Source organism: Actinomycetospora cinnamomea (assembly GCF_003096675.1).
Classification (GTDB): domain Bacteria; phylum Actinomycetota; class Actinomycetes; order Mycobacteriales; family Pseudonocardiaceae; genus Actinomycetospora; species Actinomycetospora cinnamomea.
Genome location: NZ_QEKW01000014.1, coordinates 31044 through 53643, shown reverse-complemented (window position 1 = coordinate 53643; position 22600 = coordinate 31044). Strand labels below are relative to the sequence as shown.

The 22600-nt window shown below is 74.7% G+C and carries 23 protein-coding genes; 4 read left to right on the top strand and 19 right to left on the bottom strand.

Going from position 1 to position 22600, the window contains the following annotated elements:
* Position 1: 1 nt before the first annotated feature.
* Positions 2–1897 (bottom strand): DNA primase, encoded by a 1896-nt coding sequence (gene dnaG, locus C8D89_RS21705; RefSeq protein WP_116710214.1) that lies wholly within the window; start codon positions 1895–1897, stop codon positions 2–4.
* Between the two features lie 113 nt (positions 1898–2010).
* Here dnaG and C8D89_RS21700 point away from each other — a divergent pair, with 113 nt between their 5' ends.
* Complete coding sequence (locus C8D89_RS21700; RefSeq protein WP_116710301.1) at positions 2011–2331, top strand: DUF6247 family protein; 321 nt, start codon at positions 2011–2013, stop codon at positions 2329–2331.
* Between the two features lie 268 nt (positions 2332–2599).
* Here the strand turns inward: C8D89_RS21700 and C8D89_RS21695 are convergent, their stop codons facing one another.
* The 8 genes from C8D89_RS21695 to C8D89_RS21660 all read right to left on the bottom strand — a co-directional run bounded on the left by C8D89_RS21695 (position 2600) and on the right by C8D89_RS21660 (position 11612).
* Positions 2600–2938: a thioesterase family protein gene (locus C8D89_RS21695; RefSeq protein ID WP_116710213.1), complete on the bottom strand. Its 339-nt coding sequence runs from the start codon at positions 2936–2938 to the stop codon at positions 2600–2602.
* Between the two features lie 1179 nt (positions 2939–4117).
* Positions 4118–4642, bottom strand: coding sequence for a gamma carbonic anhydrase family protein (locus C8D89_RS21690; RefSeq protein ID WP_116710212.1), 525 nt, complete (start codon positions 4640–4642; stop codon positions 4118–4120).
* Positions 4643–4741: 99 nt separating this feature from the next.
* The gene (locus C8D89_RS21685; protein WP_243418289.1) at positions 4742–6595 is read right to left on the bottom strand and encodes an arabinofuranosyltransferase AftB family protein; all 1854 of its coding nucleotides are present in this window, start codon (positions 6593–6595) and stop codon (positions 4742–4744) included.
* Between the two features lie 25 nt (positions 6596–6620).
* Positions 6621–7964: a deoxyguanosinetriphosphate triphosphohydrolase gene (locus tag C8D89_RS21680; RefSeq protein WP_116710211.1), complete on the bottom strand. Its 1344-nt coding sequence runs from the start codon at positions 7962–7964 to the stop codon at positions 6621–6623.
* On the bottom strand, positions 7961–8629 hold the full coding sequence (locus C8D89_RS21675) for a YdcF family protein (protein WP_423717240.1): 669 nt from the start codon (positions 8627–8629) through the stop codon (positions 7961–7963). The genes C8D89_RS21680 and C8D89_RS21675 overlap by 4 nt, the downstream gene beginning before the upstream one ends.
* A complete protein-coding gene (locus C8D89_RS21670; RefSeq protein ID WP_243418288.1) occupies positions 8626–9624 on the bottom strand; it encodes an XdhC family protein in 999 nt (332 codons plus the stop codon). The genes C8D89_RS21675 and C8D89_RS21670 overlap by 4 nt, the downstream gene beginning before the upstream one ends.
* Before the next feature lie 133 nt (positions 9625–9757).
* Entirely contained in the window at positions 9758–11185 is a 1428-nt protein-coding gene (locus C8D89_RS21665; RefSeq protein ID WP_116710210.1) for a glycine--tRNA ligase, read from the bottom strand.
* Between the two features lie 76 nt (positions 11186–11261).
* The gene (locus C8D89_RS21660) at positions 11262–11612 is read right to left on the bottom strand and encodes an antibiotic biosynthesis monooxygenase (RefSeq protein WP_116710209.1); all 351 of its coding nucleotides are present in this window, start codon (positions 11610–11612) and stop codon (positions 11262–11264) included.
* 98 nt (positions 11613–11710) lie between these two features.
* Here C8D89_RS21660 and C8D89_RS21655 point away from each other — a divergent pair, with 98 nt between their 5' ends.
* The 3 genes from C8D89_RS21655 to C8D89_RS21645 are packed head-to-tail and all read left to right on the top strand — an operon-like array spanning position 11711 to position 12806.
* Positions 11711–12016 (top strand): hypothetical protein, encoded by a 306-nt coding sequence (locus tag C8D89_RS21655; protein WP_243418287.1) that lies wholly within the window; start codon positions 11711–11713, stop codon positions 12014–12016.
* 26 nt (positions 12017–12042) lie between these two features.
* On the top strand, positions 12043–12396 hold the full coding sequence (locus C8D89_RS21650) for an ArsR/SmtB family transcription factor (protein ID WP_116710207.1): 354 nt from the start codon (positions 12043–12045) through the stop codon (positions 12394–12396).
* Positions 12393–12806: a Fur family transcriptional regulator gene (locus C8D89_RS21645; protein ID WP_116710206.1), complete on the top strand. Its 414-nt coding sequence runs from the start codon at positions 12393–12395 to the stop codon at positions 12804–12806. The genes C8D89_RS21650 and C8D89_RS21645 overlap by 4 nt, the downstream gene beginning before the upstream one ends.
* A gap of 120 nt (positions 12807–12926) precedes the next feature.
* Here C8D89_RS21645 and C8D89_RS21640 read toward each other — a convergent pair whose 3' ends face one another.
* The 10 genes from C8D89_RS21640 to C8D89_RS21595 form a co-directional block, all read right to left on the bottom strand.
* Positions 12927–14858: a BCCT family transporter gene (locus tag C8D89_RS21640; RefSeq protein ID WP_116710205.1), complete on the bottom strand. Its 1932-nt coding sequence runs from the start codon at positions 14856–14858 to the stop codon at positions 12927–12929.
* Positions 14859–14998: 140 nt separating this feature from the next.
* Entirely contained in the window at positions 14999–15769 is a 771-nt protein-coding gene (locus tag C8D89_RS21635; RefSeq protein ID WP_116710204.1) for a TIGR03943 family putative permease subunit, read from the bottom strand.
* A gap of 7 nt (positions 15770–15776) precedes the next feature.
* The gene (locus C8D89_RS21630) at positions 15777–16790 is read right to left on the bottom strand and encodes a permease (RefSeq protein WP_423717244.1); all 1014 of its coding nucleotides are present in this window, start codon (positions 16788–16790) and stop codon (positions 15777–15779) included.
* Between the two features lie 127 nt (positions 16791–16917).
* Positions 16918–17328, bottom strand: a complete 411-nt coding sequence (locus C8D89_RS21625) for a hypothetical protein (RefSeq protein WP_116710203.1) — start codon at positions 17326–17328, stop codon at positions 16918–16920.
* Between the two features lie 7 nt (positions 17329–17335).
* Positions 17336–18115 carry an isoprenyl transferase gene (locus tag C8D89_RS21620; protein WP_207787359.1) on the bottom strand — a complete coding sequence of 260 codons (780 nt, stop codon included), beginning with the start codon at positions 18113–18115 and terminating at the stop codon, positions 17336–17338.
* A gap of 71 nt (positions 18116–18186) precedes the next feature.
* Positions 18187–19086: a DNA repair protein RecO gene (recO, locus tag C8D89_RS21615; RefSeq protein ID WP_116710202.1), complete on the bottom strand. Its 900-nt coding sequence runs from the start codon at positions 19084–19086 to the stop codon at positions 18187–18189.
* A gap of 18 nt (positions 19087–19104) precedes the next feature.
* Complete coding sequence (locus tag C8D89_RS21610; protein ID WP_116710201.1) at positions 19105–19869, bottom strand: SDR family NAD(P)-dependent oxidoreductase; 765 nt, start codon at positions 19867–19869, stop codon at positions 19105–19107.
* A gap of 171 nt (positions 19870–20040) precedes the next feature.
* Entirely contained in the window at positions 20041–20958 is a 918-nt protein-coding gene (era, locus tag C8D89_RS21605; RefSeq protein ID WP_116710200.1) for a GTPase Era, read from the bottom strand.
* The gene (gene lhgO / locus C8D89_RS21600; RefSeq protein ID WP_243418286.1) at positions 20945–22210 is read right to left on the bottom strand and encodes an L-2-hydroxyglutarate oxidase; all 1266 of its coding nucleotides are present in this window, start codon (positions 22208–22210) and stop codon (positions 20945–20947) included. Before lhgO ends, era begins: the two co-directional genes overlap by 14 nt.
* Complete coding sequence (locus C8D89_RS21595; RefSeq protein WP_116710294.1) at positions 22207–22575, bottom strand: cytidine deaminase; 369 nt, start codon at positions 22573–22575, stop codon at positions 22207–22209. Before C8D89_RS21595 ends, lhgO begins: the two co-directional genes overlap by 4 nt.
* Positions 22576–22600 lie beyond the last annotated feature (25 nt).

Here is a 22600-nt window from a genome sequence, read left to right as displayed (position 1 = left end):
CTCACAACGACACCGCCCCGGTGGCCTGGTCGCGCAGCGCCTTCTTGTACTGCTCGAGGGCGACGAGGTCGCCGAAGAGCTCGTGGTACTCGTCGGCGTCGGTGACCGGCGAAAGCCGCTGCAACCGCGACTTGATCTCGGACACCTGGCGGCCCACCAGCGCCTCCTGCAGGCCCGCGAGCATGCCGGAGATGTAGCGGTGGTCGTCGGCCTCGCGCGACTGCAGGGCCTCCACGGCCAGCTCCGAGACCAGGGGACGGTGGCCCCCGCCGACCTCGTCGGCCACGGCCGCCACCCAGCTCGGCCCGGACAGCCCGCACGCCGTGCCCCCGGCGGCCAGGATCGCCTGGTGCACCGCCAGGTAGGCGGGATGGCTGAACGCGTCGTCGGGCAACGTGTCGTAGACCGGGCCGGCCAGCGCCGGGGCCTGCAGCGCCGCCTTGAGCACCTCGCGCTGCACGCGCAGCCGCGGGTCGCGCCGGTCGGGCACCGGGGGCCCGTCGGCCCTGGCCTGCGCGGCGACCGAGCGGCGCCGGTCACGGCGGGCGGGGGCGTCCACCGGGGCGCCGGCACTCTCGCGCACCCGGCGGATCACCTGGTTCTCGTCCGGCCAGCCCGTCCACCCCGCGAGGCGTCGGGCGTAGCCGTCGCGCAGGTCCTCGCGGCGGATCTGCGCCACCAGCGGCACCGTGCGCTGCAGCGCCGCCGTCTGGCCCTCGACGGTCGCGAGGTCGTGCTCACCGAGGATCGTGCGCACGGCGAAGGCGAACAGCGGCTGGCGGCGGGCCACGAGGTCGCGCACCGCGACGTCGCCCGAGGCCTGGCGCAGCTCGCAGGGGTCCATGCCGTCGGCCGCAGTGGCGATGTAGGTCTGGGCGGCGAACTGCTGGTCGCCCTCGAACGCCTTGAGCGCCGCGGCCTGTCCGGCGGCGTCGCCGTCGAAGACGTAGATGACCTCGCCCCGGTCGAACGAGTCGTCCATCAGCAGGCGGCGCAGCACGGCCACGTGATCGTCGCCGAAGGCCGTCCCGCAGCTGGCGACGGCGGTGCGCACGCCCGCGAGGTGCATGGCCATGACGTCGGTGTAGCCCTCGACGATCACCGCCTGACGGCTCTTCGCGATCTCCCGCTTGGCCTTGTCCAGCCCGAAGAGGACCTTCGACTTGTGGTAGACGGGCGTCTCGGGGGTGTTGAGGTACTTGGCCTCGATGCGGTCGTCGTCGAACAGCCGCCGCGCGCCGAAGCCGACGACGTCGCCGCCGAGGTCACGGATCGGCCAGAGCAGCCGGCGGTGGAAGCGGTCCATCGGGCCGCGGTTGCCCTGGCGCGACAGGCCGGCCTTCTCCAGTTCCTCGAGCGTGTAGCCGTGGGAGAGCAGGTGCTTGGTGAGCCTGTCCCACCCCGACGGCGCGAACCCGCAGCCGAACTCCTCGGCCGCGGCCTGGTCGAAGCCACGCTCGGCGAGGAACTCGCGGGCCTTCTGCGCCTCGCCCGGCGCCCGCAGCTGCTCGGCGTAGAACTCGGCGGCCAGCTTGTTCGCCGCGAGCAGGCGGGCGCGGGTGCCGCGGTCGCGCTGGACGCTGGAGCCGCCGCCCTCGTAGGTCAGCCGGTACCCGATCCGGTCGGCGAGCTTCTCCACGGCCTCGACGAACCCCAGCTGCTCGATCTTCATGACGAAGTCGATGACGCTGCCGCCCTCGCCGCAGCCGAAGCAGTGGTAGGTCCCGTGGGTGGGGCGCACGTTGAACGACGGCGTCTTCTCGTCGTGGAACGGGCACAGCCCCTTCACCGACCCGGCGCTGGCCCGCCGCAGCGCGACGTACTCGCCGATGACCTCGTCGACCCGGTTGCGGTCGCGCACCTCCGCGATGTCCGCGTCCCGGATCCGCCCCGCCATGGGATCGAGTGTAGGGACCGGGCGCGGAGAGGTCCGCGGTCGACCAGGGGTAGCCGGATGTGGGCCGCCGCGAAGGCGTCCCGGGTGTCGGCGGTGTTCGCTACCGTCGCGCCATGACGCGCTCGGCCTCCCCGCAGCCCGTGGAGCACCCTCTGCGCCCCGGAGCGTCGCCCGCGACCATCCGCTCGTTCCTGCTCCCCGAGGACCGCCCGAGGTTCGTGGAGGCCTACGAGGCGGCGTTGGACGAGGCCAGGCAGACCCTGAACCTCACGCCGGTGTATGACGTGGTGGAGGACTGGCGGCGGGTCGCGCTCGTCCAGGCCGACCCTGCGCGCTTCCGGCGGGCCGTCGAGCGCGTGGCGGAGACGCTCGCGGGCGAGCCGGTCCCGTCCGATGAGCCGTTCGAGGTGACCCGGGCCAGGGCGGGCCTGTAGCCCGGCGGTGTACGAGGTCGACCCGCTGGACGATCGGGTCGGCACCCTGCCGGACGATCTCCTGGCCGAGTTCGTCGACGTGCGAGCGGCCCTCGAGGTCGCGCCGCGCTCGGTCGGGCGGCCGTGGGTCGCCACCAACCCGACCGGTATCCGCGTCGTGACATCCGCCGCCGGGCGAGCGGTCCTCGTCCTCGGGGTGCTCGACCACGAGCCTGCGTCTTCCTCGTCAGCCTCGTGGTCGCCTGATCTCCGAACCGCCGTCCCGGTGTCAGCCGAACGTCGCGCGGTCGACCACCGCTCGGTCGATCTCGCCATCGCCGACGACCTGGCCGTGCCCGTCCTCGGCGTGCACGGCGAAGGTCAGGCGCGCGCCGTCGCGTGCGCGCAGCTCGGCGGTGATCTCGATGCGCCCGCCCACGAGCGTCGGACGCCGGTGGCGGATGCGGACCCCGCTGCCGACCGTGGTCTCGTCGGCGCCGATCAGGTCCCGGGCGGCCTGGACGGTGGCGGCCTCGAACCAGGCGACCAGCCGTGGCGTGCCCAGCACCTCGACCTCCCCGCTACCGAGCGCGACCGCGGTGTCATCGGCCGTGACCTCGTGTCTCATCGGGCCGAGCCTAGGTCGCGCGCCCGGCGACGTCGCCGTCGAGGCGGGCCCGGCGGCCCTCGACCGAGCGCAACCACGCGAGTCGGGGCTCCAGGACGTCGCGCTCGCGTCGCGGTGGATCGTCGCCGGGCACTGTGCGGGCGCATGGAGAGTCGGGTGGACCGAAAGCCGACAGCCGCGAACCGCACCTCGGTGGTAGCGGCGCTGGTCAGCGAGCGGCCCGAGCAGCAATCTTCCGCGCCCCTCCCGCTGCTGGGACACCGGCAGCCCACGACCGATCGCTCTGCGTCATATCCCTGGTGCGATGGGCGGGCCGGCACCGACGACGGGGGTGGCACCGGGTCGTTGTCCTGCGACAATGGCCACCTACGGTGACGGCCCGACAGCGGCGTCACGATCCCAAAGCGTCCCGCGGGATCGCTCATCGCCGTGATGAAGGCGACCCTCGAAGCCACCCGGGTGGGGCGCGACCGTCGCCGGCGTCCACCCCTGCGGCGTGACAGGAGGCCACGATGAGCACCGCGAGCGCCCCGCCCGTCCTGTCTGGACCGGAGCGTGAGGGCGCGGTGCGGGGTCGTGCCCCTGCTGGCGCTCGCCGCGCACGTCGCGTGCTGGAGGGCTGAGCGGTGCTCGCCGGGATCGCCCTGCTGGCCACTGTCGTGCCGTCGCCCTGTGGTCGGGGCTGCTGCTGATGCTCGTCACGATCCTGCACCCCATCTACACCGGGCAGGACGCGACGGGATTCGCCGAGGGCATGGGCCGGTTCCTGCCCGTCGCCCGCCGACGAACTACCTGCTCGTCGCCGCCATGGTCATCGCCCCGGTCGTCGCCCTCGTAGGCCTGGCGCTGCCGCCGATCGGGGCCCCGTTCGTCCTCACCGCCCTGGGCCTCGCCGTCATCGTCGCCGGGCCGCTGCTGACCTCCCGCCTCGGCGCCGAGCCCAACTATGAGGTGATCCTCGCCTGGGACCCCGCCGCGCCATCGCCCGACTGGCTCGCTGCCCAGCCCGGTGGGTGCGTCTTAATTGGATCCGCGCCGCGGCGACGTGGATCGCCCTCGTGCTGTTCGTCGCCGCGTCCTGGCTGTACCTCGTCCCCTGACGCCGGAGGACGGTGGCAGCGCTGCGGCACCGGTGTGGTGGGGCGACGCGGTCCGCGCAAGGCGGCTGAGCCGCGGGGCTCAGGTCGTCGCCCCGCGGTGGAGGCCCAGGAGGTAGCGGTAGGCCTCGGCGTTGGCGCGGTTGGCGGCGAGCTCGTCCTCGGTGAGCTCGCGCCGGACCTTGCCCGGGACTCCCGCGACGAGCGAGCCGGGCGGGATCGTCGCGCCCTGGGTGACGACGGTGCCCGCCGCGACCAGAGAGCCCGCCCCGACCGTCGCGCCGTTGAGCACCACCGCGCCCATGCCGACGAGGCACCCCTCCTCCACGGTGCAGCCGTGCAGGACGGCGCGGTGCCCGACGGACACCCCGTCGCCGATCACCGCCGGGAATCCCGGGTCGGCGTGCACGACCGTGCCGTCCTGGAGGTTGCTCCCCTCCCCCACCGTCACCGACTCCATGTCGGCGCGGACGACGGTCGTGTACCACACCCCGGACTCGCGCCCGATCGTCACGCGGCCGGCGACGACGGCGCCGGGCGCGATCCACGCGCTCGGGTCGACCTGCGGGGTGTGACCGTCGACGGTGATCAGCTGCACGTCCGGCATCCTCGCCGATGCGCGGCGGTCGGCGCGAACGGGGACTTCGGACGCGTGGAAGCAGCATCCAGGGGAGCGCCCCGATAGGGCGTCGCTGCTTGCGAGGTTCTACCGCGTCGAGCAGCGCAGGTCGGCGAGGACGGGGTCGCGGGGGAACCGCATGGCCGTGCGGTCCCAGGCGCCGGTGAGGTTGGCCCAGAAGCGCTCCGCGGTCATCGGCGCGCGGACCGAGGCGTCGAGCTCGCGCAGGGCCGGGCACTGCAGGGCCCGCGAGGCGGCCTCGACGTCCCCCGGCGACGCGGCCCGGTCGTCGGGCGGCGTGCCCCCGCCGACCGCGACGAACCACGCCGTCGGCAGCTTCTTGTCGTGGCCGACGCGCCCGTCCGGGACGATCGAGGAGTGGGCGGCCAGCGGGTCGACCAGGCCCACGGTGTCGGACACGCGCACGTCGAGCGGGGCGAGGGCGCCGGCCACCCCGAGGTTGAGGAAGATCAGCCCACTCGGCTCGCCCGCCCGCAAACCGATCGCCTGCCACTCGGGGCCCGCCGGGCCGTCGCCCGGCGCCTGGACCGCCAGGACCGGCCCGGGGCTGTGCGCGAGGAGCGCGACGCCCGAGGGCAGGTGGGGGTGGCGGCGGTAGTCGTCGGCGGTCAGCGGGTGCTCGTCGGCGAGCAGCTGGGTGTAGAAGCCGCGCTCGTCGGCGATGCCGCCCGCGCCGATACCGTCGTAGGGCGGGCGGAGCAACGCCCCCGCGATACCGGCCCACACCAGCACCACGGCCAGCGGCACCACCGTCACCCGGCGCAGGGGCAGCGCCATCACGGGCAGGAGCAGGCAGAACACCGCGGGCAGCAGCATCCGGGCGTGCATGAAGTCGCCGCCGACGCGCACGACGTAGACCACCATCGCCGTGCCGGCCACGAGCGGGGCGAGGGCCACGGCCGCGGTCGCGATGCCGTCCCAGGATCGGGTGCGACGCGCGTCGGCGTCGGTGGGCTGCTCGCTCCGGCGTCGGCGCCAGGCGGGCCGGGCGAGCAGCACGGCGGCGACCGCGAGCGCGAGCGCCGGCACACCGAGCCAGGACGCGGAGACCAGGTCGCGCAGGTAGACCAGCCCGCGCTCCCAGCGGGGCACGCCGGCCTCCTTGGCCAGGGCCGTCGACGGCACGAGCAGGCCGTAGTACCCCGCGCGGAACACCTCGTAGGCCGCCGGCAGCGTCGCCGCCACCGCCCCCAGGCCCACCATCCGCGCCCAGGCGCGGGCGCTGCGGGGCTGCTCGAGCAGCACGAGGACGACCAGCGCGATCACCCCGACCAAGGCGAGGTCGGGACGCACGAGCGGGCCGAGACCGGCCACGAACGCCGTCGGCCAGGCGCGGCCGGGACGGCGGCGGGCGGCCGCGAAGTGCTGCGGGGCCCGCTGCGAGCGCACCACGAGCAGCCACCACAGGCCCGCCAGCCAGCAGAACGACAGCCCCGTCTCGAGCCCTGAGGTGCCGAAGTCCCAGAACGGCGGCAGCGCGAGCAGCACCAACGCGCCCGCCGGCACCACCACCCGCCCCAGCGCCGCGAACCGGCGGGACGCGTCGAGCGCCAGGGCCAGCGCGGCCACCGACAGGACCGCTCCGGCGCCGATCGACATCAGCTCGGGGCGCACGCCGGGGATCGCCGCCAGCCCGAGGAGCACGCCCGTCCAGAGCGTCGAGGTGTTGGCCTCGACCCGCTCGCCGATGTTGAACACCGGGCCGTGGCCGGCGAGGACCTGGCGCACCGTGCGCAGGAAGATCAGGCCGTCGTCACTGATCCACGCCCGGTGCACCACGAGGACGGCGTAGACGAGGACGGTCACCGACAGCAGGACGGTCGTCACCATCGCGGGGCGGCGGCGCAGCAGGTCGGGCAGGGGCCCGCCGAGGGGCGCGCGGGTGAGCGTCCGCGCACCGACGGTGTCGAGGGAGGTCATCGGCCTCCCCGCTCCGCTCGGGGGCTCATGCGCGGGTCCTCACGGTCGAGCCTCGCAGCACCTCGCCGCCGCCGACGGCCGGCGTCGCGCGCAGCCGCGCGCACCACCGCTCGGCTCCGGCGTCGGTGAGGACCGCCACCTGGTCGACGACGACCCGCAGCCTCGAGGCGTCGTCCTGCGCAGCCTCCCACGCCGGGACGAACACGGGGTCGAGGGCACGCGGGGCACCGGCGTGCAGGCGTTCGACGAGCTCGGTGACGAGGTCGCGCTGCCGGGCCTGGACGGCGAGCCGCGCCGGGTCGCGCATGACCCAGCGCAGCGCCGCCGCCTTGAGCACGGCCACCTCGGCACCGATCGGGGCGGGCACGACGAGGTCGGCGCCGTGACCGGACGGGACGCGGTCGCCGAGCGCGCCCCGCGTGGCCTCGACGGTGCCGGCCACGAATCGGCCGACGAGCTCGCTGGTGAGGCGCTTGAGTGCCGCCGTCGCGGCCATGGAGCCGTCGTGGGGCCCGTGCGCCGCGGCGGCGCGGACGGCCGGGAACGCGGCCAGCGCCTCCGCAGCCGCCTCGAGCTCGGCCGCCGGCGCCGACGAGAAGGACTCGGCGGCCAGGGCGGCGAGCTCGGCGCGCTCGGCGGGACGGGCGAGCCAGCCCAGCACGATGCGCCCGGCCAGGATCCCGTCCTCGAGGTCGTGCACCGAATAGGCCACGTCGTCGGCCCAGTCCATGATCTGGGCCTCGAGGCAGCGCCGGTCCGGGGGCGCGCCCTCGCGGATCCAGCTGAAGACGGGCACGTCGTCGGCGTAGACGCCGAACTTGCGGCTGCCGACCCGGCGGGCCCAGGGGTACTTCAGGCAGGCGTCGAGCACGGCGCGCGTGAGGTTGAGCCCCCGGCAACTGCCGGACGGGTCCTGATCGTCGTCGAGCACCTTGGGTTCGAGACGCGTGAGGATCCGCAGCGTCTGGGCGTTGCCCTCGAACCCGCCGCAGTCGGCGGCGACGGCGTGCAGGGCGCGCTCGCCGTTGTGACCGAACGGCGGGTGGCCGATGTCGTGGGCGAGGCCAGCAGTGTCGACGACGTCGGGGTCCGGCCCGGACGACGGGCCACCGAGGTCCTCGGCCATCCCCCGCCCGATCTGGGCCACCTCGAGCGAGTGGGTGAGCCGGGTGCGCGGAACGCCGGTGACCTCGGCGTCCTCGTCGGGCCCCACCACCTGGGTCTTCCCGGCCAGGCGTCGCAGGGCCGCGGAGTGCAGCACGCGGCCCCGGTCGCGGGCGAACGGCGAGCGGCGGTCCGGCCCGGCCTTGGGCGCCTCGTCGACGGGGCGCGCGGCACGGTGGGCGGGGGTGCCCGGGAGCGCGTTCATCCCAGTCCGGGGTCGGAGAAGTCCGACGACCCGTGGGTGAGGTGGAAGTAGATCAGCGCGCCGGTCTCGCGGACGATGTAGCGGAACTGGGTCTCGCGGGTCTGCACCACGGGGCCGCGCTTGGTGGGCGACGTGGTGGCCTCGAGGCCGACGTCGGCGGCCATGGTGCGCGAGCGCAGGGAGTGCCACGGGTCGCTGACCAGCACCGCCGAGCGCCAACCCCGCCCCTCGGCCACCGCGGCGACCGCCTCGAAGCTGCCGAACGTGTCGCTGCCCTCGTCGACGGGCAGCAGCGCCTGGCCCGGCACCCCGTTCTCCACCAGCCACTGCTCCCCGGCCTGCGCCTCGGTGAACGCGTCGCCGGCGGCGGCACCCCCGACCGTGACGATCCGGGGCGCCACACCCTCCTCGTAGAGCTCGAGGGCGTGCTGCAACCGCGCGCGGAACACCGGCGAGGGCCGCCCGTCGTACTGCGCGGCGCCCAGCACGACGATCATGTCCACCGGCTGGCGCTCGTCGACCCGACCGAGTTGCCAGACGCGGAACGCCGTCCCGCCGACGAGCAGCAGCGCGACGACCAGCGCGCCCAGGACCACCCGCGGCGCCCACGCGAGCGCGGTGCGGGCGGGGGTCGGGGCCGGCGGGCGGGGGCCGGGGCGGCTCACGCGCCGATCTGCCCGGTCGCGCGGCCCAGGGCCGACGGGTCGCGCCCGCTGCGGGTGGCCAGGACCTCGGCGACGATCGACACCGCGGTCTCCGCGGGTGTGCGCGCGCCCAGGTCGAGGCCCACGGGCCCGTGGATGCGCCCGAGCTGCTCCTCGGTGACGCCCGCGCCGAGCAGGCGCTCGCGCCGCGCGGCCTGCGTGCGCCGCGAGCCGAGGGCACCCAGGAACCCGCGCCCCTGCAGGCCCGTGCGCAGGACGGCGTCGAACGCCGGGTCGTGGTCGATCAGCACGAGGACGTCGGCATCGGTGAACGCGGCGACCGCCGCGTCGGCCTCGGCCAGGGTGTCGGCGCGGCGGTACGTCCACCCCAGCACCCCGGCCTGCGCGGCGAGCGCGTCGGCGATGGCCCCGGGCCCGACGACGACCATGGTGGGCACGGGGATCCAGAGGTCGACGAGCACGTCGGCGCCCGCCTCGAGCGTCACCCGCTCGGTGACCGTCGCGCCCCGGCGGAGCAGCCGGCGCGCGTGGGCGACCGCGGCCCCGTCGACCGCGGCGAAGCCGAGCGAGCCCTCGACGGCGTCGAGCTCGCCGCCGGTGATCGCCAGCGACGCCGACCCGTCGGCCCGCGACACCAGCGCGGCCGGCACCCCGCGCGCGAACGCCGCGGCGAGCGCCCGGGCCGGCGCGGCGGCCAGCGGGTGGCCGAGCAGCGTGGCCCCACCCGCGCAGGCGAGCCCGGCGGCGACGGCCTCGTCCTCGGCGACGTGGGCCTCGACGACGCCCGGCCGGTCACGCGCGTCCTTCGCCAGCGCCGTCGCCTGGTCGTCCAGCGCGCCGTGCAGCAGCACCCCGCCCAGCGCCCCGTCGGCGCCCGCGACGAGCAGCTGGCCGGGCTCGACGGTGCCGAACCCGTGCCGGTCGAGCACGCGGACGACGGCTCGGGCCTCGTCGCCGCGGGCCAGGACGTCGGCCACCTCGGTCAGGTCGCTCACGTGCCCCAGGGTAGGCGAGCACCCCGACCGTGCCGGGCCGCCGGGCCGGGGTGGGCGCGGCCGTGGCAGCGAACGCGCTGTTCGTGCGCGTAGACGCAGCGAACAGCGCGTTCGCTGCGACCGGGCGACACGCTCAGCAGCCGACGAGACGCGCCGCGAGGTAGGACTCGAGCTGATCGAGGGCCACGCGCTCCTGGGTCATCGCGTCGCGGTGGCGCACCGTCGCGGCCTGGTCCTCCATCGAGTCGAAGTCGACCGTGACGCAGAACGGGGTGCCGATCTCGTCCTGACGACGGTAGCGACGTCCGATGGCGCCGGCGTCGTCGAACTCGACGTTCCAGTGCCGCCGCAGCCTCGTCGCGAGGTCGCGGGCCACCGGCGAGAGGTCGGCGTTGCGGCTCAGGGGCAGCACCGCGGCCTTCACCGGCGCGAGGCGCGGGTCGAGGCGCAGCACCGTGCGCTTGTCGACGCCGCCCTTGGCGTTGGGGGCCTCGTCCTCGGTGTAGGCGTCGAGCAGGAACGTCATCATCGAGCGCCCCACGCCGGCTGCGGGCTCGATGACGTACGGGCGGTAGCGCGAGTCGGTGGCCTGGTCGTAGTACGACAGGTCGACCCCGGAATGGTTCGAGTGCGTCGTCAGGTCGAAGTCCGTGCGGTTCGCGATGCCCTCGAGCTCGCCCCACTCCTGCCCGGCGTTGAAGCCGAACCGGTACTCGATGTCGACGGTGCGCTTCGAGTAGTGGGAGAGCTTCTCCTTGGGGTGCTCGTAGTGGCGCAGGTTCTCCCGCGCGATCCCGAGGTCGGTGTACCAGCGGGTGCGCTCATCGATCCAGTACTGGTGCCACTGCTCGTCGGAGCCGGGCTCGACGAAGTACTCCATCTCCATCTGCTCGAACTCGCGCGTGCGGAAGATGAAGTTGCCGGGCGTGATCTCGTTGCGGAAGCTCTTGCCCATCTGGCCGATGCCGAACGGCGGCTTCTTGCGCGCCGCCGACATGACGTTGGCGAAGTTCACGAAGATGCCCTGCGCGGTCTCGGGGCGCAGGTAGTGCAGCCCCTCCTCGGACTCCACGGGGCCGAGGTAGGTCTTGAGCATCATGTTGAACTCGCGCGGCGGGGTGTACTGGCCGCGGGTGCCGCAGTTCGGGCACGGGACGTTCGACAGGTCGTAGTGGACGTGGCCCTCGGCGTCGGTCGACTCCAGCGACGGGCCGCCGGTGCGCTCGGCGAAGTCCTCGGCGAGCTGATCGGCGCGGAAGCGGCGGTGGCAGCTCGTGCACTCGACCAGCGGGTCGGTGAACACGTCGACGTGCCCGGACGCGACCCACACCTGACGCGGCAGGATCACGCTCGAGTCGAGGCCGACCACGTCGTCACGACCGTTGACGACCGACTTCCACCACTGGCGCTTGAGGTTCTCCTTGAGCTCCACGCCGAGCGGGCCGTAGTCCCATGCCGACCGGGTCCCGCCGTAGATCTCCCCGGAGGGGAAGACGAAACCGCGGCGCTTGCAGAGGTTGACCACGGTCTCGATGCGGGCGCTGCCGGTGGGGGTGGGCACGGTGGTACTCCGGGAATCGCAGGGGATCGCTGGGTGGTGCGGGTGCACCCAGCGTAGCGAGCGTCCGCGGACGGCCTCAGGCGCCGGGTGGCGGCCCTCCGGCGCGATCGGTCAGCAGGCTCGGGTGCTCGGTCACGCCGTCCGGACCGGCGACGAGACCGCGCTCGTAGGTGCCCGGCTCGTCGGTCAGCGCCTCGGACAGGAACGGCACCACGTGCTCGCGCACGTCGAACGGCTGCAGCGCGCGCCGATAGGCGGTGACGGTGGCGAAGCGGGCGACGAGCACCCAGCGTCCCGGCTCCTCGATCGCCCGGGCCAGCTCGACGCCCTCGCACCCGGGCTGGGCGGCGAGCAGGGCCACGGCGCGGCGGGCACGGGCCGGGAAGCCCTCGTCGCCGTCCGGCGCGAAGCGGCAGACCAGCAGCACCCGGGCTCCTCCCCCACAGATCGACAACGAGTGTCACTATCGACAGGGACAGCGTAGGGGCGCACGCCCCCGCGGGGACGAGGACGGGGAGGCGAGCCGTGAGCGGGCGGGGAGCGGGACGACCACGGCAGCCGTTCGCCGGGCGCCGGGGGCGGATGGTGCCGGGCGACGGGCCGCTGGCGCGGGTACCGGCGGTGGCGGTGTTCCTCCTGGTGGCCGTCGTGTTCGCCGTCGCGGTGATCGTCGGTGGCCCCGTCGGCGCCCTGCTGCTGGGGCTGCTCGCGCTCGGCGTCGCGGCGCTGCTCGCCACGACGTGGACTCGCCTGTCGCCCTCGGAGCGGGTCGTGCGCGTGCTCTGCCTCGCGGTGCTCGTGGCGATCGCCGCCGGGCTGGTCGCGCAGTGACCGCACCGTCCGCCGGGAGGACGCCGATGACGACCCCCACCGACGTCGCGCCGGTACACCACGAGCACGCGCCCGCGCCGGCCGCGGAGACCCCCGCGTCGGCGGCGCTCGTCGCCGCCGGCGACCTGCTGCGCGCTCTCGCCGCGCCCGTGCGCATCGCGATCGTGCTGCAGCTGCGCAGCTCCCCGCGATGCGTGCACGAGCTGGTCGACGCGCTCGAGGTCACCCAGCCGCTGATCAGCCAGCACCTGCGGGTGCTCAAGTCCGCCGGCGTGGTGCGCGGCGACCGGCGCGGGCGGGAGGTCGTCTACCGCCTGGTGGACGACCACCTCGCCCACATCGTCGTCGATGCCGTCGCCCACGTGGAGGAGGAGTCGTGACCGGATCCCGCGCCCCCTCCGTGCCGGGCCGGCGGGCGACGCGGCAGCGCACGGCGATCGCCGGGCTGCTCGACGAGCTCAGCGACTTCCGCTCCGCACAGGAGATCCACGAGGAGCTGCGCCGCCGGGGCGACGGCATCGGGCTGACCACGGTCTACCGCACCCTGCAGGCCCTCGCCGACGCCGGCGAGATCGACGTCCTGCGCGCCGGCACCGGGGAGGCGTCGTACCGGCGCTGCTCCGAGCACCATCACCACCACCTCGTCTGCCGCTCGTGCGGCAAGACGGTCGAGGTGGAGGGCCCGGCCGTCGAGCACTGGGCCGACCGCGTCGCCGCCCAGCACGGCTTCGCCGAGGTCTCCCACACCGTCGAGATCCTCGGTCTGTGCGCGGCCTGCCGCCAGACCTGACCCCCAGGACCTGCCCGACACTCGGACCCTGCCCGACGCTCGGACCTGCCCGACACTCGGACCTGCCCGACCCGATCGGGCGCCGGGCCCCTCGGGACCCGGCGCCCGTCGTGCGTGGCGCTATTCGCGGTCGGCGCTCGGCCGGCCGGCGGCCTCGGTCCTCTCGTGCCTGCCGCGCTTCGTGTGCTTCGTCGCCTCGGCGCCGGGCCCGGTGTCGACGACCTCGGTGCCCGCGGGGTCGTCGTCGCGCGGCACCGACCGGGTCGCCGGCGCGCCCTCGCTCTCGGCGAACGGGTCCTGGACCCCGCGCACGTCCGCGTACGTCGGCCCCGAGGGCTCCGGGCCGGTGGCGGACCGGCGCGAGCTCTCCGCCGGGAACGCACGGACGCGGAGGTAGAAGTCCTCGCCGTGCTTCTCCGTGCCGTAGTCGACGGCCTGCTCGATGACCTCGAGCCCCTTGGTCTCGCGCAGGATCACGGGGTCGTGGTTGAGGTCGCGCATGAACGCGACGCAGAGCAGCACCATGATCACCACGAACGGCGCGGCGACCAGGATGGTCAGGCTCTGCAGTCCGGACAGCGCGTCCTCGCCGCCGACGAGCAGCATGATGATCGCGACGGCGCCCATCACCGTGCCCCAGAAGATGACCACCCACCGGGACGGCTCGTCGGAGCCGCCCTGGGACAGCGTGCCGGTGACGATGGACGCGGCGTCGGCGCCGGAGACGAAGAAGATCGCCACCAGCACCATGACCAGCAGCCCGGTGAACGTCGCCCACGGGTAGGCGCCCAGCACCGCGAAGAGCTGGTCCTGCGTGTCGGCCGCCGCCGGGTTCAGGCCCGCCTGCTGCTGGCTGATCGCGGTGCCGCCGAAGATCGCGAACCACACGAGGCTCACGAGGCTCGGCACGAGGATAACGCCGCCGACGAACTGGCGGATCGTGCGGCCGCGGCTGATCTTGGCCAGGAACATGCCGACGAAGGGCGTCCAGGAGATCCACCACGCCCAGTAGAAGACCGTCCACGAGCTCAGCCACTCGAGCATGGCCTCGCCACCCGTGGCCTCGGTGCGCCCAACCATCTCGGCCCAGTCACCTATGTAGGCGCCGACCGCCGTCGGCAGCAGGTCGAGGATGATCACCGTCGGGCCGACGACGAACAGGAACAGCGCCAGGATGCCGGCGAGCACCATGTTGATGTTCGACAGCCACTGGATCCCCTTGGCGACGCCGGAGACCGCCGAGAGGACGAACGCCGCGGTCAGGACGATGATCAGCGGGACGAGGACCTCGTTGCCCGCGTCGGGGAGGAAACCGGTGACGTCGAGACCGCCACCGATCTGCAGCGCCCCGAGCCCCAGCGACGCCGCGGATCCGAAGATCGTCGCGAAGATCGCGATGATGTCGATGACCCGTCCCACCGCGCCGTTGGCGGCCCGCTCGCCGATCAGCGGGATGAACGCTGAGCTGATCAGCTGGCGGCGTCCCTTGCGGAACGTCGAGTAGGCGATGGCGAGGCCGACCACGGCGTAGATCGCCCACGGGTGCAGCGTCCAGTGGAAGAGCGAGGTCGCCATCGCCGTCCGCAGCGCGCCGACCTGGTCACCGGGCATCACGGACCCGGGGGGCGGCTCGGTGAAGAAGGACAGGGGCTCGGCGACGCCGTAGAACATCAGCCCGATGCCCATGCCCGCGCTGAACATCATCGCGATCCACGACACGGTGCGGAACTCGGGCTGCTCGTCGTCCCGCCCGAGGCGGATGCGGCCGAAGCGGCTGAACGCCAGCCACAGCGCGAACGCCACGAACCCCGTGGCGGCGAGGATGAAGCCCCAGCCGCCACCCCGGATGACGGCGCTGAGCATGGCGCTGGAGACGTTCGTCAGGCTCTCGGTGCCGACGACGCCCCACACGACGAAGATGACGGCGAGCGCCGCGCCGATGCCGAAGACGACCCAGTCGGTGCCGTGCTGGCGGTCGGCGGCGCTCCCGGTGCTCTCGTCCGCCGGCTGTCCGTCGGGCGGACCCGGCGGTGAAGAGAGTTCTTGTGTCATCGCGAGCGCGCCTCCCGGTCCGGGTCTCCGGCCGAGGACGCCCCTCCTCTCCGGATGGACGGCGGTTGCGGAGTCTAAAGGCCGTGTCAGCTGCTTCGTCCCGCATTGGGCTGTCCGACGTCTCCGGGCCCCCGTCCGGCTCAGTATTCGTACACCGGGACGGGTGCGGCAACGGGAGACCACCCGATGACCGAGAGTGTCGGCACGTGACCGTCGGCCGGTGTCCCGGTGCCGGCGACCACCCGACCTCGGATCGCGACCCACCGGTCGCCCTCGGCCCCACCCGGGGCGACGCCTGCGAGCAGATCCGCGGGGTCGGCGAGGTGCAGGCGCACCGCGGACGCGTCCGCGGCGCAGCACGAGATCACCAGGCGGGCGACGTCGAGCCCGGTCGCTCCCGGCGGCGGGGTGCGGGCGGCGGGCACGAGGAAGCCGGTGACCGTCACGTCGCGCTCGGTGATCGTCCCGTGCGGGTCGGCCGCCGTGCGCGAGACCACGTCGAGCAGACCGAGGGGCGGCGCGTCGCCGGGCGGGAGCGGCTCGTCCGCCGGTGCGGCGGCCGCCGGGGCCGTGCGGGCGCCGGTGTCCCGCAGCGCCGCCGAGCCCAGGGCCGGTGGGACCACCAGAAGCAGCGCGAGCACCGGGAGCACCATCAGCCAGGCGGCGGGCCCCGCGCGCGCGTCGGGACCGTGGTCGTGGTCGTGGTCGTCCTCGCCACTCGGCGGCGCCGTGGGGCGGCGCAGGTCGCGCGCGAGCGCGATCAGGGCCACGGTGATCAGCACGACGCCCGCGGCGAGCACCGGAGCGGCGGACCAGGCCCGCACGTAGCGCAGGTACGAGCCGTCGAGGACGATCTTGACGAGCACCCCGCCGACGAGGACGAGCAGCACGTGCTGGGCGTCGCGTCTCATGCCTGCCTCATCCCGAGCCGCCGAAGACCAACAGGCCCGCGAGGACCGCGCTGGCCACGGCCACGAGGAACACCAGCGGGGCGAAGCGCAGCGCGAAGGCGCGACCGAAGGCGCCCGCCTGCAGCGCGATCAGCTTGACGTCGACGGCGGGGCCGACGACGAGGAACACCAGCCGGGGCAGCAGCGGCAGGCTCGCCAGCGAGGCGGCGACGAACGCGTCGGCCTCGCTGCACAGGGCGAGGAGCACCGCGAGCAGGGCCATGACGACGACGGCGAGCACGAGGTGCCCGGCGAGGCCGTCGAGCCACGCCGGCGGCACCAGCACGTTCACCGCCGCGGCCGCGAGACCCCCGAGCACGAGGAACCCGCCGGCGTCGACGACGTCGTGGCGCACCGTCTCCGTGAACACGGCCCATCGCGGCGTGCCGTCGTCCGGCGGTGGGCGGCGCACCTGCGCGGCGATCCACTCCGCGCGACCGAAGCGTGCCCAGAGCCAGCCGACGACGAGCGCGGTGGCCGCCGACCCGAGAAGCCGGGCACCGACCATCTCGGGGTGGTCGGGGAAGGCGACCGCCGTGGCGACGAGCACCACGGGGTTGATCGCCGGCGCCGCGAGCAGGAAGGCGAGCGCGGCGGCCTCGGGCACTCCCTGCCCCACCAGCCGTCGTGCGACGGGGACCGAGGCGCACTCGCAGCCGGGCAGGACCAGCCCCGCCGCCCCGGCCACGGGCACGGCCAGCCCGGGTCGGGCCGGCAGCACCCGGCGCAGCGCGGCGGGCGAGACCCATGCGGCGAGTGCCCCGGACAGCACGGTGCCGAGCACGAGGAACGGCAGCGCCTGCACGCAGATCGCGACGAACACCGTGGCCGCGGTGCGGACCGCACCCACGTCGAGCAGGCGGACCAGCGGGTCCTGCAGGACCGTGGCGAGCAGCAGCACGCCGCAGAGCGCGACGAGCGAGCCGGTCCCCCGGCGCGGGGGCGCCGGCGTCGGGGCGGTCTCGGTGCTCACGGCGGCGATGCTGCCAGCGGCGTCCGACGCGCCCCGCACGCCGTCTCGTCACCTGGGGACAGCCGACGGGGATGGGGACGGACGACCGCGGTGGTGCGGGCCGGGCTGCGCCGGTCGGACCACCAGCGGCGGCCGGTCAGGCGGCCTCCACCAGATCCGCCCGCACCTGCGAGGCGGTCGAGACGACGAGCATCAGGAGCGTCCCCAACGGGCCGACCGCCAGACCCTCGGCGGGGAACGCGTAGCGCAGCGTCACGTCCCACCCGCGGTCGGTGCTGATCGCGCCGAGCGTGCCGAACAGGCCCTGGCCCGCGCGTTCGGCGACATGCCGGGGCGTGTCGGGGTCGGTGAGGTCCCAGGCGACGACGCAGGTCAGGCTGAGCACGGCGAGGCCCTCGACCAGCTCCACGCCCTGCACCGCGCACGGCACCCCGCCGTGGCGGAAGGACAGCGCGCCGTCGTCGTCGACGTGCACCTCGACGAACTGCTCGAGCGCCTCGCGGGCGGTGATGAGCAGGCTCGCGGTGGTGGCGGCCTCCCGGCTCATGAGCGGCTCACGGCGTCGCGGTCCCTTCTGCGCGGTCGACCGCGCCCCCGTGGCGGCGGTCGCGGCGGGCGTAGATCTCACACGCCTCCCAGAGGTGGCGGCGGTCGAAGTCGGGGAAGAGCGTGTCGAGGAAGACCATCTCGGCGTAGGCCGACTGCCAGAGCAGGAAGTTCGACGTCCGCTGCTCCCCCGAGCTGCGCAGGAACAGGTCGACGTCCGGCATGTCGGGCTCGTCGAGGTGGCGGGCGAGGGCCTTCTCGTCGATGCGCTCGGGGTCGATCTCGCCGCGGGCGGCGCGGCGCGCGAGCTCCCGGGCGGCGCCGACGATCTCCGCGCGACCGCCGTAGTTGACGCACATGGTGAGGGTGACGACGTCGTTGTCCTTCGTCATCTCCTCGGCGATCTCCAGCTCCTTGATCACGCTGCGCCACAGCCGCGGCCGCTGCCCCGACCAGCGGACCCGCACGCCCATCGCGTGCATCTCGTCACGCCGGCGGCGGATGACGTCGCGGTTGAAGCCGAGCAGGAAGCGCACCTCGTCGGGGCTGCGTCGCCAGTTCTCGGTGGAGAACGCGTACGCCGAGATCCACTTGACGCCGATGTCGATGCACCCGCGCACGACGTCGAGCAGCTGGCCCTCGCCCCGGCGGTGGCCCTCGATCCGCGGCAGGCCCCGCTGGTTGGCCCACCGCCCGTTGCCGTCCATCACCAGCGCGACGTGGTGCGGCACCAACTCGGGCGGGATGTCGGGCGGCGTGGCGCCGCTGGGGTGCGGCGTCGGCGGCATCACGGTCGGGTCGTCGCGGCCCCGCAGCGGACGGCCGTCGGTGCGTCCGCGCGCGGGGCGCGGGCGGGGACTCACAGGGCGGCTCCCGGTGCGCAGCGTCGATCCGCGTCGTCCAGCAGGGCGGGGCCGAGGGTGCCTTCGGCCGGCGCGTCCGTATGCGGGGCCCGGTCGTCCGGATCGTCGGCGGCCTCGACGTCCAGCGGTGCCCCGCCCAGGTCGACCCGGGGCACCGCGCCGCGGCGGTCGACCAGCGGCAGCGAGCGCAGGGTCCGCTCGAGGTGCCACTGCAGGTGGGCGGCGACGAGGCCGGCGGTGTCGCGGCGGGCGGCGGCGTCGGTGCCCTCCGCGGTGCCCCAGTCGCCGTCGCGCAGGGCCTCGAGCAACCGCCACGTGGGGTCCGACGGCACGACGGCGCCCGACGGGCGGCAGCCCTCGCACACCGCGCCGCCGGCGGGCACCGAGAACCGGCGGTGGTAGGGCTCGCCCTCGACCCCGCAGCGGGCACACTCGGTGATCGCCGGCGCCCAGCCGGCGATCACCATGGCGCGCAGGAGGAAGGCGTCGAGCACGAGGTAGGGGTCACGGGTACCGCCGGCCAGTCCGCGCAGGGCGCCGACGAGCAGCAGGAACAGCTCGCGCGCCGGCTCGCCCTCCTCGGAGGTGAGGCGGTCGGCGGTCTCCAGCAGCGCGCAGCCGGCCGTGTAGCGGGGATAGTCGCCCGTGAGCCCGCCGCCGAAGGCGTCGAGGGTCTGCACCTGGGTGACGATGTCGAGGCTGCGCCCGGTGTGCAGCTGCAGGTCCACGTGCCCGAACGGCTCGAGGCGCGCCCCGAACCGCGAGCTGGTGCGCCGCACGCCCTTGGCCACCGCACGGACCTTGCCGTGGCGGTGGGTCAGGAACGTGACGATCCGGTCGGCCTCGCCGAGCTTCTGCAGCCGCAGCACCACCCCGGTGTCGCGATAGAAGCCCACGGCCTCATCGTCCCACCCCTAGGGACCGGCCGGGTGCACCACGGGTCGCAGATCGGGGTAGTTCGTGATCTCCCAGCCACCGTCGACGACCAGGCTCGTGCCGTTGACGTACGACGCCTCGTCGCCGGCCAGGAACAGCGCCGGCCCCGCGATCTCGTCGGGCTCCCCCGCCCGCGCCGCGACGATGCGCTGCAGGAAGTCCTTCTCGATCGGCCCGCCGTCCATGAAGCCCGCGGTCAGCGGCGTGCGGATCAGGCCCGGGAGGATCGCGTTGACGCGGATGCCGCGGTCGCCGAGCTCCAGCGCCGCGTTCTTGGTGAACATCTCCACACCGGCCTTCGCCGCGGCGTACGAGCTCGCGCCGTAGAGCGGGACGTGGGCGTTGAGCGACGAGATGTTGACGATCGACGCGCCCGGCTGCATCACCCGCGCCTCGTGGCGGGTGCTGAGGTAGACCCCGCGCAGCACGAGGTCGACCGTCCAGGCCCAGTCCTCCTCGTCGCCGTCCACCACCGTGCCGAAGCGCGCCGAGCCCGCGACGTTGAAGGCGTTGTCGAGCCGGCCGAAACGCTCGACCGTGCGCTCGACCGCGTCCCGGACCTGCGCGGAGTCGGTGACGTCGGCGACGATCGTCTCCGCCGCCTGCTGCCGCCCGAGACCGTCGGCGTCGACGTCGAGCAGCACGACGTGCGCGCCCTCGGCGACCAGCCGCGCCCCGATCGCGGCCCCGATCCCCGAGGCGCCGCCGGTGACCAGGGCGACCTTGTCCCGGTATCGCTGCATGCCCGCAACGTAGGACGATCCGGCCAGGAGCGGAACGACCCGGCGCCCGGTCGTCGAGGGGCCCGGCCGAACCTTGGCCGCGCCCGTTCCGGGCCGGCGTGTCGCGCCGGCGAGGATGTGGCGTTCCTGGCGTTGGACGCCAGCAAAGCCGCATTGCTCGAACGAGCCGCCTCAGAAGCCCAGCCGCCGGAGCTGGCGGGGGTCGCGTTGCCAGTCCTTGGCCACCTTGACGAACAGGTCCAGGTGGACCTTCTGGCCCAGCATCGCCTCGATCTGGGTGCGGGCGCGGGTGCCGACGTCCTTGAGCCGGGAGCCGCCGCGGCCGATGACGATCGCCTTCTGGGACGGGCGCTCGACGAAGATCTCCGCGCGCACGGTGAGGACCTTGCCGGGCGACATCTCCTCGACCACGACGGCCAGGGAGTGCGGGAGCTCGTCACGCACGCCCTCGAGCGCCGCCTCGCGGACGAACTCGGCGATCATCGTCGTCTCCGGCTCGTCGGAGAGCTCGCCCTCCGGGTACAGCGGCGGGCCGGGCGGCATCTGCGCGAGCAGGAGGTCGGCGAGCAGCGAGACCTGGTGCCCCGAGGACGCCGACACCGGCACGATCTCGGTGAACTCGAGCCCAGGAGTTCCACTCAAGCCCTGCAGGTCGACCAGCCGCTGCGCGATCACCTCGGGGCCGACGAGGTCGGTCTTGGTCAGCACACCGATCAGCGGGGTCTTGCCGACGATCTTGGCCAGCTCACCGGCGATGAACCTGTCGCCCGGGCCGATCGCCTGGTCGGCCGGCACGCAGAACCCCACGACGTCGACCTCGGCCCACGTGGTCCGCACGACGTCGTTGAGCCGCTCGCCCAGCAGCGTCCGCGGCCGGTGCAGGCCCGGGGTGTCGACGAGGACGAGCTGGCCGTCGGCTCGGTGCACGACGCCCCGGATCGCGTGCCGGGTGGTCTGCGGGCGCGACGAGGTGATCGCGACCTTCTGCCCGACCAGCGCGTTCGTCAGCGTCGACTTGCCCACGTTGGGACGCCCGACGAAGCAGGCGAACCCCGACCGGAAGCCCTCCGGGAACTCAGGCTGCGTCAACGCTCTTCCCCTCCAGCCGCGCCACGATCTCCCGCCCGATGGGCAGGGCTGCGGTGGCCGCGGGCGACGGCGCGTTGAGCACGTGCAGCACGGACGGCCCGCTCCCGGGCCCCGAGTCGGTGTCCCCGTCCTGCACGAACAGGAAGTCGTCGACCAGCGACCCGTCGGGCCGGATCGCCTGCGCGCGCACCCCGGCGCGACGGGCCACGTCGTGCGGGGGCTGCAGGTGCTCGGCGGTGACCCCGGGCAGCATCCGCGCCACGGCCGCGGCCATCGCCCGCCGCGACAGCGACCGGTGGACCTCGCCCAGCCCGTAGCGCCACTGCCTGCCCGCGAGCTTCAGGAACCCCGGGTCGACGAGCGTCCCGGCCAGCTCGCGCGCCCGCAGCGTGCGCCAGTCGTAGCCCTCGCGGGCCAGGGCGAGCACGGCGTTGGGTCCAACGTGCACCGACCCGTCCACCCCGCGCGTCGCGTGGACGCCGAGGAACGGGAACGCCGGGTCGGGCACGGGGTAGACGAGCCCGTGCACGCGCTCGCCGATCGGCCCGACGAGGTCGGAGTACTCGCCGCGGAACGGCACGATCCGCACGCCCGGGTCGAAGCCCGACGCCCGCGCGATCTCGTCGGAGCGCAGCCCCGCGCAGACGACGACCTGCCCGGCGAGGAGGTCCCCGCGGTCGGTGCGCACGACGACGTCGCGGCGCCGGCGCACCACCGAGCGCACCGCGCGCCCGGTGTGCAGCACCGCGCCGCGGTCGACGGCCAGGTCGGCCAGGCGCCGGGTGATCGCGCCGTAGTCGCAGATGCCGGTCGAGGGCACCCACAGCCCCGCGAGGGCGGCGACCGCCGGCTCGCGGTCGCGCACGCCCGCCTCGTCCAGCTCGTGCACCTCGACGCCGTTGGCCCGCCCGCGGCGCACGAGCTCGGCCATGCGCGGCAGCTCGTCGGCCTCGGTGGCCACGACGACCTTGCCGCACTCGGCGTGGGGCAGGTCGTGCTCGGCGCAGAACGCCTTGGTCTCGGCGCAGCCGGCGACGGCCAGCCGGGCCTTGAGCGAGCCGGGCGCGTAGTAGAGCCCGGAGTGGATGACGTTCGAGTTCCGGCCGGTCTGGTGGGTGCCGGGGGTGTGCTCGCGTTCGACGAGGGCCACCGACGTGTGTCCGGCGGCGAGCAGCTCGTGCAGCACCGCGAACCCGATGATGCCCCCGCCCACCACGACGACGTCGTGGCGCGGGCTCGGCGCGACGGTCACGGGCCCTCGACCCGGTGCACCGCGTCCGCGTCCGGGCCCGCGACGAGCACCGCCGCGTCCGCGGTGACGTCGGCGACGGCGGCCAGGCCCGGGTCGTCGAAGCCGGCGTCGAGGTCGGTCACCCCGACCACCGCGGCCGCCTCCAGCCCCGGCGCGCCGGCCGCCATCGCCGCCGTGACGGCCGCCTGCAGCGCGGTGAGCGACAGCGAGGGCAGCGCCACGGTGCACGCGGCGTAGGTGCGCCCGTCGGTGTCGCGCACGGCCGCGCCCTGCGCCGCGCCGGTGCGCGCCCGCGCCGACCGCGCCAGCGTCACGATCTTGGCGTCCTCGGGGTCGAGCGCGTCGGGCGCGCTCGGTGCGCCCAGGGCGGCGGCCGTGGTGGCGCCGGTG